Below are 14,976 nucleotides of genomic sequence, written 5' to 3'. Positions count from 1 at the left end.
GGGTGCGGGGGGTGGGGTGCGGGAAGCGGGATGTGGCGACGCCTGCCATCGCTCCTTGGCGGCAGGGCGGTAGGGCGCCCGACAGTGGGACGCGGCAAGAAAAACGGCGTTTTTCAGCTCACGTCCCAATCGTCGATGGGACGCGAGCCCATGGGACCGCTTACAAGCGCTCATGTACCACACAATCATGGGACGCAAGCCCGAAAACGCGCGCTTTTCGTGCCGCGTCCCAATCACCAGTGGGACGCGACGCAAAACACGGCAGATTTCGGCCGGCGTCCCAATCACCAGGACACGCTACGCCCCCCACGTCACGATCGTGTCCGAAATCCTACGCAAACTGGACCACCGACTCCTATGCCGAAGTCCACGTTGCGCAAAATGCCGGACGCTCCACGCCCACGGCACGAGATGCGAACCACCACGCACCCCACGGTACGCAAGACGCAAAGCACCACGCACCCCACGGTACACAAGACGCAAAGCGCACCCGCGTTCCGGCCGCACGGCCGCCCGCGTCCGGTCCTCCTAACCTAACACTCCCAGCGCGGTGAGGAACGAGTACAGCGTGAGCGCCACGTTGATCGCCACGAAAATCAGGAACGCCGGGGCCAGCCACGCCGCGTACGTGCCGCGCGGACTGCGGTTCGCACGCCGGTACTCGCCGAGCCCGCGGCCGTACATCACCATGACCACGATGAAACCGATGATGCCGACGCCTAGCAGCACCAGCGCGTAGACCGTCGCCCCTGTCTCGCCGATGAGGCCGATAAGCCACGGCATCAGCAATCCGAGCACCGCATTGTTGAACGCGTGCAGCACGATAGACCAGACCAGCGAATACTCCATCGCCACGAACCCCAGCAGCAGGCCGAGGCAGAACGCGAACGTGCCCTGCACGACGTCATCGTGGAACAGGCCGAACATGAGCGCGGACGTGAGGATCGCGAAGTTCCTGCCGATCGGCTTGAGGCCGCGCATGAGCACGCCGCGGAACACCATCTCCTCGACCACGGGCGCGACCAGGCCGATGTACAGCCACATCGCGATGTTGGTCGACGATTCGTTGAGGCTTTCGGACGTGGGCGATGGAACGTCGGTGCCAAAACTCGAGATGGCCGCGTTGATGAGGATGCTCGCGACCTGCACGAAGATGAGGATGACGATGAACACGATCAGCCAGGCCGGTTTCATGCGCGCGTGTCCGGTTTCGCCGGCCCAGAAGCCGCGGCGGAAAATCATCCGGCGGCGCATCGGCAGGATGAAACACAGTCCGCCGAGCACGGTGACGAGCATGAGCACGCCGTTCCAGTTCACCATTTCGGCACGAACCTGTGCGTTGGTGGCGTTGCCGCCGTGTCCCAGGTTGACGATGAGCAGGCTGATCACGTACGACGCAATGAAGCTGACCGCGGTGAACACGACCTGGTAGACGAGGATGAGGCCGGTCGCGCGGTTCGTGACCTTGCGCAGCCAATGGCGGATCTTGGCCGGCGGATCGCTGCGGCTGGGTGCGGATTCGTAGGGGCCGGCAGGCTGATACCAGTTGCCGGACGGCTGCACGGCATAAGGGGATGCGCCAGCCGGGGCTGTCGGGGCGGCGGTCGGGGCTCCGGATGCTGTCGGGGCTCCAGCGTACGGACCGGCGGCGGGTTGCGGCGCGGCCGGGGAATACGGACCCGCGTACTGGCCAGTCGGGGCCGCGTAGGGACCGGGCGCCGGAGCGTACGGTGATGCGGGCGACGGCGCGGCGGGCGCGTACGGGTTGCCGGGTGCGGCATGGGGTGCGGCGGGCGTCTGAGGGACATCGTACTGCGGCGACGTGTATGGGCTGCCCGACGTCGCGTTCGGGCTGGGATGTGCGGCCGCGGGAGTACTGGGCGCGTACGGATTCGCGGGGGCGGCACCGCCCTGTGGCGCGGCATACGGCGCGGCGGGCGCGGCGTTGCTGGGAGCGACGTAGTTGGGTGCGCCGTAGTTGCGTGTGCCGTATGGCGGTTCGGTGGAAGGCGTAGTCTGCTGCGGCGTGACGTACGACGGCGTGGCGGCAGGCGCTGCGTATGGGCTCGGCGTCTGTGCCGATTGCTGCGCGTATGGGGGATATGACTGTTGCGGTTGTTGCGGCGCGGCGTTGGATTGCGACGGCGTGGGCTGGACGAATTGCGGATATGGTTGTTGCGGTTGCGGCGACGATGCCTGCCCGGACGGCTGCGGCTGAGGCTCCTGCGGATGATATGTTCCCATAGCACGAGTCTACCGCGCATTCCTTGAATGGTTTTGCTATCGCTCGCGTATTTCGGGGATTGCGCGGCGGTTCGGACGAAAGATCGCACCCCAACGTCACAGCGGGTAGGTACACGCTGTGACATCAGTCGTTTCGCGGGCGACGCTCCCCCAGTCACGGCTTTCGGCCGCTACAGCGTCTTGCAATTACGGACGGCCTTCAGCAGGCTCAAAGCTGGCTCGCTGTCGCTCGCACCTCGCCTACAAACAGCTCCGCTGTTTGCTTAACGGCTCGGCCTCACCGAGGGAGCCAAGTCCGGGTTGGTTCAATACCGAGTTACTGCCGCTCGCTCCCGCTGGCGGGAGCTGGCTCGCGAAGCGAGACTGAGGGTGGCCGGCGTACGTTTGCAACCAAGACGACCGCCAAACTAGTCGGGAAAGGACGCAAATCAGACTCAAAACGTCCGTTTCCGACTAGAAGCGGAAGGAAACTCGTTGCGAACGACCGCGAATCCGCCCCATAGTGGCCGTTCTTTGTTAGAAGTCCGTGGAAGGAAACCGCAAACAGACGCAAATGCTGGTCAGACAGCCAATGCCCTGCCATGAGAGCCACGTTTCGCTCCCTCTGGCAAGTCAGGGGGGGGCTGACAGCTTGTTCTAGACAGAACGTACTCGGAAGAGACCATACGAGTACGGTCGGTTTTTGTTTCTCAACGAAACGTACTCGGACGGGCCGTACGAGTACGGTCGGTTGAAATTTCCTGACCGAACGTACCCGTAGACGCGATACGAGTACGGTTTGCCGATGAAGCGGGCGGCGCTCCCCCAGTCAGCTCCGCCGACAGCGTCCTGCAATTGCGGACGGCCTTCGGCCGACTCGATACCGGCTTGCTGTCGCTCGCTCCTCGCCTACAAACAGCTCTGCTGTTTGCTTAACGGCTCGGCCCTCCGCCGAGGGGGCCGAGGGCGGGACAGGCGATCTCCTCACTTCCCAGCTATCACACCCTGATGTCACAGCGGGTAGGTACACGCTGTGACATCAGTCGTTTCGCGGGCGACGCTCCGCCGGTCTTCGCTACGCTCAGACAGCCCCTCCACCAAGGGGGCGAGGGCGGGACAGGCGCCAAGGCGCGGTATACTATGCGAAAGCCCCTGCGGGGGCAGGGGCTTTCGGTAGGTCAGTTGGTCAGCGGCGATGCGCCGACCTCAGCAGCGTCACTGGGCGGAGGCGCCGTTGCCATCACCGGCGGCGAAACCGTCGGCGAGGGCGTCGGGGCCTTCGGTCACTTCGACGTCGGCGGCGGAATCGTTCGCGTCATCCGAGCCACCGGCGGCACCGGCGCTGTGCGCGGCACCAGACGCGGCGGCCGAATCGTGACGCTTGCGGGCCACGCTGATGCCGACGCCGACCGCGGCGAGCACCACGAGCACGACCACGATGATGGCGATGGAGGCGCCGGTGCGCGGCAGCTCCTGCTTCTTGTTCGGGTCGATCTCCACCGTATACTTCGGGTTGACAGCAACGTTGGCCTTGATCCGATAGGTCTTGCCGGCGACGACTGCCGTACCGAGCACGGAGAACGAGCCGACCTTGGCATACAGGTTCGCCGGAATCTCAGCCCACGTGGCCGGCTCGTCGGTCACGGTGCCGTCGCTCCAGTGGACCTTGACGGTCTTCGGCATCTGCGGTGCGGTGCCGACTGTGGTCTTGACGTCCACGCCGTCCTCGACGTAGCTGACGGTCACGTTCTTCACGGTGACGGTCGCGGTGACGTCGTACTCCTTGCCGGCCACGGTGACCTTGCCGGCCACATCGAACGTGCCTGCCTTGTCGTACTTGGCGGCATCCACGCTCTCCCAGGCCACCGGCTCGCGGGTCGTCTCGCCGTTCGACCAGGTGACCTCGACAGTTTCCGGCAGCGCGGCGGGCACATGCAGCACCGTGGTCAGAGGCACGGTCTTCTGCACGGTCTTGACGGTGGCCGGCTTGACGGTCACGGTCGCGGTGATCTTGGTACCGTCCTCAAGCGTGCCTTCGACGGTGAACACACCGCCCTCGCGCTTGGAGTAGAGCGCAGGGTCGATCTTGTTCCACGTGACCTTGACGTCAGAGGTCTCGCCGTCGCTCCACGTGACCTTGACGGTCGCGGGCAATTCGAGCTTCTGACCAGACTCGATAGTGACCTTCGGGTTCTCGTACGACACGATCTTGGCGACGACCTTCACCGTGACCGTGACCTTGGTGGTCTTGCCGGTCGTGTCGGCGATGGTGCCGTTGACATCGAACGAGCCGCGCTTGGCGTACTGCTCCGCGTCAATCGCTTCCCACGTGATCGGCGCGTCGGTCACGTCGCCGTTGCTCCACGTGGCCTTGACGGTCGCAGGCAGCTTCGGCGCAACACCGACTTCAGTGGTCACATCGTCCAGCTTGGCGACGGACTTGATGGTGGCCGGCTTGACGACCACCTTGACGCTCACGGTGAACGTGGCGGCGGTGGCGGCGGTCAGCGTCTTGAGCTTGCTGGCGTCGACGGTGCCGTTGACGGTGAACGAGCCGCCCTCACGCTTGGAGTACTGCACCTTGTCGATCGCGGCCCAGTTGATGGCGTTCTCGGTGGTCTCGTCGTTCGACCAGGTGACGACGGCGGTATCCGGCAGTGCGGGCGCGGTGCCGGATTCGGTGGTGACCTCGGTCACGCCGTCCTTGATGGCGGCGGACTTGGCGGTCGCCGGGTTCACCTTGTACGTGATGGTCAGCGGGTATTCCTTGCCGGCCACGGTGACCTTGCCGGAGACCTCGAACGTGCCGCCGTTGCGGTTCTTGTAGTCGGATTCCTTCGGCTGATCCCATGCCACGTCGACAGTGGTGGTCGTGTTGTTGGACCACTTGACGGTGGCCTTGACGCCGGTGAAGTCAGGCTTCGTGCCGGAATCGACGGTCACGACGACGCCGGTCGGCGCGGTCACGGAGACGACGGTCGCGGCGACGACGGTCACGTTGACGGTGACCTTGTAGTCCTTGCCGCCGGCGGTCACAGTGCCCTCGACGGGGACGGTCGCGCCCACGGTGGCGAACTGGTCGGCGGTCAGGGTCGGCCACGTGACGGTCGCGGTCTCGCTGTCGCCGTTCGACCATGCAACGTTCGCCTTGATGGCGGACAGGTCGGGCACGGTGTTGGCGACGGTCTGCGCGGTCGTGGCGGTCGGGGTTACGGTCTTCACGGTGGCCGGCTTGACGGTCACGGCGAACGACACGCCCTTGCTGTAGCCCTCGACGGTGCCGTTGACGGTGAACTTGCCGCCGTCGCGCTTGCCGTACTCGGCCTTGGTGAGCTTGGTCCAGGTGACGGTCACGTCGGCGGTCTCGTTGTCGCTGTAGGTGGCGGTGACCTTGGCCGGGTAGGTGGGTTCGGTGCCGGATTCGACGGTCTGGTCGGCCGGGGCGGCGACGGACGTGATGCCGCGCGCGGTGACGACGACCTTGACGGTGACGGTGAACGTCTTGCCGTCCACGCTGACCGTACCGGTCACGTCGAAGCCGTCGGCGTTCGGCTGGGCGTACTTGGACGCGTCGATGCTGGACCACGTGACGCCGGCCTGCTTGGTGGTCTTGTCACTGTAGGTGACGGTGGCCTTGGCCGGCAGTTCGGGCGCGTGCGTGGCGACCGTGCGGACAGTGGCCGGGGTGACGGCGGCGGACTGCGGGATGGCGGCGGTAACGATGACCTTGATGGTCGCCTTGACTTTCGAGCCTTCGACGGTGCCGTTCACAGTGAAGCCGGCCGCGTTCGGTGCGGCGTACTTGACGGGGGCGATGGACTCCCACGTGACCTTGACGTCCTTCTTGCTGCCGTCGGAGTACGTGGCTTCGACGGTGCCGGGCAGCTTGTCGGTCGGGTCGATGCCGGCCGGGGTGCTGATGTCGGCGGGCTGGGCGACCGACGTGATGGTCACGGGATCCCACTTCGCGTACAGCGTGATGTTGGCGGTGACCGCGGTGTTGAAGTCATACAGGGTCTTCAGCGCGGCGTCCTTGTACCAGCCGCCGAACGTGAAGCCGGCCTTGGTCGGGTCGGCGGGCTTGGTGGCCTTCGAGCCGGACTCAACGGTCTGTGATGCGACGGTTGAACCGCCGTTCGAGTTGAAGGTGACAGTGTAATCGACCTTCGGCGCGTACTCCTTGAGCGCCTCCTCGACGGTCTGCGTCTTGCCCTGACTGCCCTTGCTGTTGCCAATCTCCAGCACGGAGACAGTGGCGCCCTTCCACTTGCCGCTGGTTACCTTGGCGATGCCGAAGCCGGCGATGTCGGCAAGATTGCTCACCTCGGTGAGATAGTGGCCGTATCCCTGCCGGTTGTTTGCGAGATCGCTTGCAGAAGCGTTAGGGTGCTTGGTCTCGTAGTCAAGCTCGCTGTACCAGCTGTTAATCGGATTGTGCGTCTCCTCATACCCCTGCATGTCAGGGTAGCCGATGGCCAGAGCCTCCGGTCCGTCCCAATATGTTCCACCCTTATACAGGGTCGACTGCGACAGATTGGTCTGCGAATACCAGCTCGGCTTACCGGTGACCATCATATTATCGTGGCTCAGCGGAGCGTCGGGATTCGTGACCGCGCGCTTCGCGATCTCCTCGGCGCGCGCCTGCGCCCAACTGGTCATGTCCGAGTTCACTTTGACCGCGGCGACTGCCTTGCCGTCCGAACCGTACGTGGTGATATTGCTCGTGTTATACATGTTGGTGTTGCGGTCGGCGTTCTTCGCCGCGACGATTTTCGCCGGCGTCAGCGGCGTGCGATCCGTGCGGGCGCGCAACGTGTTGAGCTGCTGCAGGTACTGCAGCGACTGATATACGTTCGCCTGCGCACCGGCATCCGAGCCGATGCCATCCGCCGCGGTGGCGGGAGCGGCGGCGATGCCCATCGTGGCGATCGTCGCCACGGCGGCCAGTATGCCGACCAGCTTCTTTCTGATACTCATCTTCGTCCCATGTCCCTTCTCCCCGACCCGACGACGAACAGCAACACTGCGTCGCGCCGGAGAAAACAGTTTTTTCGTGCTATTCCTCCATGGTCAACTGTAGACCATCGAGCTGACGGAGGGAACATATGGTTCGCTTTTGGGCGGGTAACCTTCACATCTTGTTCGGGGGGGGCGGGATGAGCGGACAGCGGGTGACGCTCCCCCAGTCTTCGCTACGCTCAGCCAGCCCCCTCCACCGAGGGGGCCGAGGGAAGCGGTACAGTCAGCTTCGCCGACAGCGTCCTGCAATTAAGGACTGCCTGCGGCAGGCTCAATACTGGCTCGCTGCCGCTCGCTCCTCGCCTACAAACGCCTCTGGCGTTTGCTTGACGGCTCGGCCCTCCACCGAGGGGGCCGAGGGGCGGGACGGCCGCCAAGCACGCGGTGCGCTGACAACCCCGGCAATCCGCGCCTCGGCCGAGGGGCATCAGCCGAGCAATGCGAGGAGGTCGTCTTTGGTGAGGGAGGCCATGGACTTGCCGCTGGTCGAGGCGGCGGAGTCGACGAACCGTTCGGCCAGATCGGTCTTGCTGTGCTGCAGGTCGAGGATACGCTCCTCGATCGTGTCTTTCGCGACGATCTGGTACACGTTCACGTCGCGAGTCTGGCCGATGCGGTGGGCGCGGTCGGTGGCCTGGTTCTGCGCGGCCGCGTTCCACCACGGGTCCGCATGCACGACCACGCACGCGCCGGTCAGGTTCAGACCCGTGTTGCCCGCCTTGAGCGAGATCAGGAACACCGGCGTCTCGTCGGCGTTGAACCGGTCGACCAGCTCGAGCCGCTTCTTCTTCGGCGTCGCGCCGGTGATCATGTCGTAGGCGACCTTGCCGGCGCGCAGGCGTTCGGCGATCAGGTCCAGATAACTCGTGAACTGCGAGAAAATCAGCATCTTACGCCCCGCATCACGGCAGGAGTCCACCAAATCGACAATCGCGTCCAGCTTGGCGGAACTCACTTTGGCACCCGGCTTGGCGACGGCCTTGCGCGCTGCGGCGAGCGCCGCATCCCCGCGCGAACGGCCGGATTTCGCAGCCGAACCGGCCGCCGCGCCCGCACCCGGCTGCGCGGCCTCCACCTCGCCGGCGTTCTCGAACAGCAGCCGCGGATCGCAGCACACCTGCCGCAACCGGGTCAGCTGGGCGAGGATCTGAATCTTGCCGGTGTTGAAATCCTTCGGCTTCTGCTTGAGGATCACCTGCCGCAGCTGCTGCTCGAGCGCCGCGTACAGTTTGCGCTGCTCGCCGGTCAGCTGCACGGTGATGACATTCTCGATCTTGTCCGGCAGGTCCTTGAGCACCTGCGACTTGAGCCGACGCAGGATGAACGGGCCGACGAACGCCTGCAGTTTCGCCTGCGCGGACCCGGAGCCGCTGAGCACGGGCAGTTCGAACCGTTCGCGGAAGTGCGCGTACGAGCCGAGCATGCCGGGCATCAGAAAACCGATGATGCTCCACAGCTCGCTCAGCCGGTTCTCGATCGGCGTGCCGGTGAGCGCGAACCGGTGAGCGGCATCGACCATGCGCACGGCCTTGGCGATCTTGGTGGTCGGATTCTTCACGTACTGGGCCTCGTCGAGCGCCATGACGTGGAAATGGCAGTCGGCGTAGTCGTCGATGTCGCGACGCAGCAGATCGTACGAGGTCACCAGCAGGTCGGGCATGGTCTCGCCTCCCGCCTGAGCCGAGTCGAGGACCGCCCGACGCTCGCCCTTCGTGCCGGCGACCGCCGCAACGCGCAGCTGCGGGGCGAACTTGCGCGCCTCGGCGACCCAGTTGTACACCAGCGACGCCGGGCAGACGATCAGGCTCGGCCGGCCTGCCGCACGCGCCTCGTCCTGCCGGGCGAGCAGCAGCGACAGCAGCTGGACCGTCTTGCCCAAGCCCATCTCGTCGGCGAGGATGCCGCCGAACCCCTTGTCGCATACGGCGCTCAGCCAGCGGAACCCCTCGACCTGATACGGCCTGAGCACGTGCGCCAACGACTCCGGCACCTGGTATTCGTCCGGGTCGACCACGCGCAGGTCGTCCAGATACGCGGTGAAGCTGTCGTCCTTGTCGTCCTCGTCGACCTGATGGTCAAGATAGTAAGCCTCGTACGCGGGCACATTGACGGAACCGTGCTCGAAGTCGGCGGCCTTGAGCCCCAGGTCGTCGGCCACCTCATCCACGGCGGACGCGTCCACGTTGCGCATGTCCACGAACGCGCCGTTGCGCAGACGGTGGAACCGGCGACGTTTGCGGTAGCTGGCGAGCAGCGCCGGCACCTCGTCCGGGTCCACCTCGTCGGCGATCGGCGAGATCTCCACCAAGCCGGAGCGCACCGACAGGCCGACCTTGATGACCGGCCGCGGGGTGGCCGTCAGCCCGTCGAACGCAGGCGTGGCGAACACCGTGCCGAGGCCGCGCAGCACGGGCAGACCCTCGGTGAGCAGCTTGTAGATGGCGTCGTCGTCGGACTCGGCGATGGCCGCCACCGGGCCGGACGGTCGCGGGAAGTAGTGGAGCACCGCCTCGACGGCCAGCCGTTCCGCATCCTTGTCGCGCCGCGCGTCGGCCGCGCTGGTGCCGATGCCCTCGAACACGTGGTACCGTTCGTCGCCGTACCGCGCCTGCGCGTCGCAGGTGACGCCGCGGCGGTCGCGGTCAAGATAGAACTCGATGCGGCAGGGCACGCGCACGAGCCGCTGGATTTCAGGCGGCAGAGTAATCGGCACGGCGGCGTCCGCACTGCTGGACATGCCGCCGTCCGCGTTGCCGGACGTCGAGGCCGAACCGGCTCCCGCGGTGCCGTCCTGCAGCTGCGGCAGCACGGTGCGCGCGAATTGGTCGACGTCACGAGCGGACAATGTCATGGTGTTCGCGTCGTCGGCGCACAGCATGGTCAGCAGCTCGCGTTGGGCGGCGAACGCTGCGGAACAGCGGTGGATGGTCGGGCGTATCGCCGCGGCGGTCACGAACGGCGACCGGTGGTGCGACGGACGTTGACTGTCGGAGATCGCAGTACCCGGCAGCGGACGGACGATCACATAGTGGGACTGGCCGCCGTCGATGAATCGTTCCACACGCTGCGTGTGCCGGATCAGGTACGCGGACGGTTTGCCGTCGGAACCGCGGCCGTCGCTGTCGGCCGGCACCACGGCAAGGCCTAGGTCGGGGTTGCCGTCGACCACCGACGTGCGCAGTGTCGGCTCGAAGAACCGCGCCGGCGGCGTGTATTCGACCGTATCGTCCGTGCCGACGTACGTGTCCAGCAGGTCGGCGATCTCGCCGTCGGACAGCGTCAGTTCGGCGTCCGCGGACTTCGGCCGGTAGTACGAATATCCGTAGAGGCCGCCGCTGTTGCCGCCGACCACGTTGCGAATGCTCTGCGCACGGCTAAGGATGTCCAGCATGCGCCGGGAATGCACGTCGAACGCGTCGCGCGTGTGCACGAACGCCAGTTTCTTGCCATACGAGACGAATTCCTGACGGTGGACGGCCATCAGCAGATCGTCGATGCTCTTGACCACGTACGACACGCCACGCGACGGCACCTCGATGCGCAGCCGGACCACGCAGTTGCCGTTCGCCACGCTCAACAGCAGCCGCAGCGCGACGCTGCCGATCGGCATGTACCGCGAGCCTTGGCCGGCAGCGCCCGCCGCGGTGCCGCCTGCCGCCGCGATGTCGCCGATCTCCTTGAGCAGGTCCAACTGCCGCGACTTCGCCTGCGTCTGCCGTTTGCCGTCCAGCTGACTCATGAACACCGACAGCGAGCGGGACGTGCGGACCGCGGACTGCGCCTGCGAGCCTCGCGCGGAGGCACGGCCGGGAGCGGCACCGTCCGCGTCGCCTGCGTCGGCAAGCCGCCGGAACACGTCACGATGGTCGTTGAACTCCATGATCAGCGCCACCACATGCTTGCAGGCGCCGTGATAGCTGCTGTACGCGGGGCACGTGCAGTCCGATTCGATCAGCTCGCCCTCGTCCACATCGACCGTGGCGGAGACATGATAGTCGTCCGCGTACATGTCTGCGCTCTTGACCAGCGCAGTGAGCAGCATCTCGCCCGGAGCCTGCGAAACCGCGCAATCATGCATGCGGCGGGTCTTCAGCACGTCCTTCGCGCGGTAGTACAGCGCGTTCCCGCCGATATGGCGCAGCTCGACGTCGGAGACGATCGGGAAGTCGGCGTAGGGGTCGCCGTAGGCGCCTTCAGCGCCGATGCCGGACGCGCCGAACACCGCGCCATCGGTGTCGTCGTCCGCGTTGTAATCGTCATAGTCGCCGTAGCCGCCCGCACCGCCCGAACGGGAACCGTACACCGACGAACGCCAATCCATGCCATGCCCCTTCCGGTCGTCGCGTCGCGGCCGACGTCGCGCGGACGCCGCCCCTGCCTATCCCTCCGACGATAACACGAAGAAAAACAGGGCGGTAGATATGGTGCGTCCGCATAATTCGACGGAACGTACTCGGAACGGACGGTTCGAGTACGGTTTGTCATGGAATATCGACGGAACGTACTCGTAAACACGGTTCGAGTACGTTGCGTCACGATTTATTAACGAACCGTACTCGGAGACGCGGTATGAGTACGGTCGGTCATTGTTTCATGACGGAACGTACTCGGGAACGTAGTACGAGTACGGTTCGTTGTGAACGTGCTGGTGCGAAGCGGGTGCGCTCCCCCAGTCAGCCTACGGCTGCCAGCGTCCTGCAATCAAGGACGGCCTTCGGCCGGCTCAATACTGGCTCGCTGTCGCTCGCTCCTCGCCTACAAACGCCTCCGGCGTTTGCTATACGGCTCGGCCCTCCACCGAGGGGGCCAAGGGCGCAAATTGCATACGCCGGGAATCCAGCCGAACGCGGTCATTTTTCTTAACGGAACGTACTCGTAGGAAGTGGTACGGGTACGGTCCGTCATTTTTTCTCAACGGAACGTACTCGGATGGATTGTACGAGTACGGTTCGTTGACGAAGCGGGTGCGCTCCCCCAGTCGGCTCCGCCAACAGCCCCCTCCATCGAGGGGACCGAGGCGCAGATCGCACGCACCGACAATCCAGCACGCCGCAATCATCCGAACCGACCGTACTCGGAGCGACGGTTCGAGTACGGTTTGTCGTGAACAGGCGGGTGCGCGGCGGACGACGCCCCGGCTGCGATCAGATGATGCCGCGGTCGGCGAGGGGGCCGGCCCAGGTCTCGTCCTGCGGCTCGCGGGCGGAGGCGACGGGCTCCTCGGGCAGGTGCTTGGCCGGAATCGTCTTCGGCTTGAACGGGAACCGCTCGGCGCGCATCTTCTCGTACGCGGCGATATCGTCCTCATGCTGGAGCGTCAGGTCGATGTCGTCGTAGCCGTTCATCAGACGCCAACGCGTGTAGTCGTTCACCTCGAACGGCAGCGTCACGTCGCCGCACGTCACCGTACGATCCTCCAGCGAGACGGTCATCTCGCGGCCCGGCTCCTCCTCAAGCAGCTTCCACAGCAGCTCGACGCCCTCCTGCGGCATAATCGCCGCAAGCACGCCGTTCTTCGCGGTGTTGCCATAGAAGATGTCAGCGAAGCTCGGCGCGATGACCACGCGGAAACCGTAGTCGTGCAGCGCCCACACGGCATGCTCACGCGAGGAGCCGATACCGAATTCGGGGCCGGCGACCAGAATCCGGCCCTTCGCGAACTCCGGCTTGTTGAGCACGAAGTTCGGGTCGCGACGCCACGCGTAGAACAGCGCGTCGTCGAAGCCGGTCTTGGTGACGCGCTTGAGGAACACGGCCGGAATGATCTGGTCGGTATCGACGTTGGAGCGGCGCAGCGGCACGCCCACGCCGGTCAAAGTAGTGAGTTTTTCCATGATGAAAGTCCTTTGCAGTATCGCCCCGCTGGCGGGGGCTGTCGGCGGCGCCGACTGGGGTGGTGTGTCGCAGCGGCGTACGGACCACCCTCAGTCGGCCTTACGGCCGACAGCTCCCGCCAGCGGGAGCGGAATGGGGGGTGCCGCGCGGCACGCGGTCCGTTTTACGCAGCACGCGGTCCGTTTTACGCGGCACGCGGCCCGTTTACATAGTGCGGTTTCGTTTACAGGTCGGCGGGAGACGAGATCGTGCCGCGGATGGCGGTCGCCGCGGCCACGGCCGGCGACGCGAGATGCGTGCGCGAACCCTTGCCCTGACGGCCCTCGAAGTTGCGGTTCGACGTCGAGATCGAGCGTTCGTTCGGCACCAGCTTGTCCGGGTTCATGCCCAGGCACATCGAGCAGCCGGCGTTGCGCCACTCGGCGCCGAAGTCCTCGAACACCTTGTCGAGACCCTCGCGCTCCGCCTGCAGACGCACACGCGACGAAGCCGGCACCACGAGCACGCGGTGGATGCTCTTCGCCTTGTGGTGGCCCTTCATGATGGCCGCGGCCTGACGCAGGTCGTCGATGCGGCCGTTCGTGCAGGAGCCGATGAACACCGTATCCACGGCGATATCCTTGATCGGCATGCCCGGCTTGAGACCCATGTACGCGATCGCGCGCTCGGCGGCGGACCGCTTGGTCGCGTCGGCGATCTCGGACGGAACCGGCACGTTCGCGGTGATCGGCAAGCCCTGACCGGGGTTCGTGCCCCACGTGACGTACGGACCGAGCTTGGTCGCGTCGATGTCCACGACCTTGTCGAACACGGCGTCGTCGTCCGTCCGCAGCGTCTTCCAGTACGCGACGGCCTGGTCCCACAGCGCGCCTTCCGGCGCGTGCGGACGGCCCTTGAGATACTCGAACGTCGTCTCGTCCGGCGCGATCATGCCGGCGCGGGCGCCCGCCTCGATGGACATGTTGCACACGGTCATGCGCTCGTCCATGGTGAGGTTGCGAATCGCCTCGCCACGGTACTCGATGACGTACCCCTGACCGCCGCCGGTGCCGATCTTCGCGATGATCGCGAGGATGATGTCCTTGGCGGTCGCGTCCGCCGGCAGCTTGCCGTTGACGTTGATGGCCATCGTCTTGAACGGCTTGAGCGACAGCGTCTGCGTGGCCATCACATGCTCGACCTCGCTGGTGCCGATGCCGAACGCGAGCGCGCCGAACGCGCCGTGCGTGGACGTGTGCGAGTCGCCGCACACGATCGTCATGCCCGGCTGTGTGAGGCCCAGGATCGGCGCGAACGCGTGGACGATGCCCTGGTCGGCGTCGCCGAGCGGGTGCAGGCGCACGCCGAACTCCTTGCAGTTCTTCTCGAGCGTGCTCAGCTGCAGCGCGCTCGTCTTGTCCGGGTTCGGACGGTCGATGTCGACGGTCGGCGTGTTGTGGTCCTCGGTGGCGATGAGCTGGTCGACGTGACGCGGCTTGCGGCCGGCCAGACGCAGGCCCTCGAACGCCTGCGGGCTGGTGACCTCGTGCATGAGCATGAGGTCGATGTACAGCAGATCGGGCGCGCCGTCGCTGCCCTTTCGCACCAGATGATCGGCCCAGACCTTCTCGGCCAATGTGGTTCCCATTCGGGACCTCCCTAGATTCCTTGCTGAAATTTCTCGCGGTTTCTTCGCGTTTTTTCGCAGTTTCTTCGCGCAAGGTATTGCCCTTACGCCCTTGATGTGGTAATAAGCGTATGGGGTAGGTCACGGCGGCAGGCGCGCTAGGCCGATATATGAGATGGGGTTACGGACGGCCGTGCGCAAAACCGTGTCATTGCAACGGTTTGCATGTTTCCGTCATGTTTCGGCGGCGTTGAGCGGCCGGAAAATCAGGTGAAACTATTGATTTTTATCAG

5 protein-coding genes are annotated in these 14,976 nt (G+C 65.3%); all 5 read right to left on the bottom strand.

Annotation, left to right across the window (positions count from 1 at the left end; genetic code table 11):
* Nucleotides 1-528 precede the first annotated feature (528 nt).
* Entirely contained in the window at nt 529-2,244 is a 1,716-nt protein-coding gene (locus F7D09_RS11605) for a CPBP family glutamic-type intramembrane protease (protein ID WP_152234243.1), read from the bottom strand.
* A gap of 1,194 nt (nt 2,245-3,438) precedes the next feature.
* A complete protein-coding gene (locus tag F7D09_RS04630) occupies nt 3,439-7,200 on the bottom strand; it encodes an Ig-like domain-containing protein (RefSeq protein ID WP_152234242.1) in 3,762 nt (1,253 codons plus the stop codon).
* A 469-nt stretch (nt 7,201-7,669) separates the two neighbouring features.
* Nucleotides 7,670-11,563, bottom strand: a complete 3,894-nt coding sequence (locus F7D09_RS04625; RefSeq protein WP_152234241.1) for a DEAD/DEAH box helicase — start codon at nt 11,561-11,563, stop codon at nt 7,670-7,672.
* Nucleotides 11,564-12,386: 823 nt separating this feature from the next.
* Nucleotides 12,387-13,076: a 3-isopropylmalate dehydratase small subunit gene (gene leuD, locus F7D09_RS04620; protein ID WP_152234240.1), complete on the bottom strand. Its 690-nt coding sequence runs from the start codon at nt 13,074-13,076 to the stop codon at nt 12,387-12,389.
* Nucleotides 13,077-13,300: 224 nt separating this feature from the next.
* The gene (gene leuC, locus F7D09_RS04615) at nt 13,301-14,704 is read right to left on the bottom strand and encodes a 3-isopropylmalate dehydratase large subunit (protein WP_152234239.1); all 1,404 of its coding nucleotides are present in this window, start codon (nt 14,702-14,704) and stop codon (nt 13,301-13,303) included.
* Between the last annotated feature and the right edge of the window lie 272 nt (nt 14,705-14,976).

The organism is Bifidobacterium leontopitheci (genome assembly GCF_009193355.1).
In the GTDB taxonomy this organism is placed as follows: Bacteria; Actinomycetota; Actinomycetes; order Actinomycetales; family Bifidobacteriaceae; genus Bifidobacterium; species Bifidobacterium leontopitheci.
Note: the sequence above shows the minus strand (reverse complement) of the source record. Positions and strands in the feature narration are given on the sequence as shown.

Coding starts and splice junctions, on each gene's coding strand:
- F7D09_RS04625 (WP_152234241.1), bottom strand. CDS start 11,563: ATGGATTGGCGTTCGTCGGTGTACGGTTCCCGTTCGGGCGGTGCGGGC.
- leuD (WP_152234240.1), bottom strand. CDS start 13,076: ATGGAAAAACTCACTACTTTGACCGGCGTGGGCGTGCCGCTGCGCCGC.
- F7D09_RS11605 (WP_152234243.1), bottom strand. CDS start 2,244: ATGGGAACATATCATCCGCAGGAGCCTCAGCCGCAGCCGTCCGGGCAG.
- F7D09_RS04630 (WP_152234242.1), bottom strand. CDS start 7,200: ATGAGTATCAGAAAGAAGCTGGTCGGCATACTGGCCGCCGTGGCGACG.
- leuC (WP_152234239.1), bottom strand. CDS start 14,704: ATGGGAACCACATTGGCCGAGAAGGTCTGGGCCGATCATCTGGTGCGA.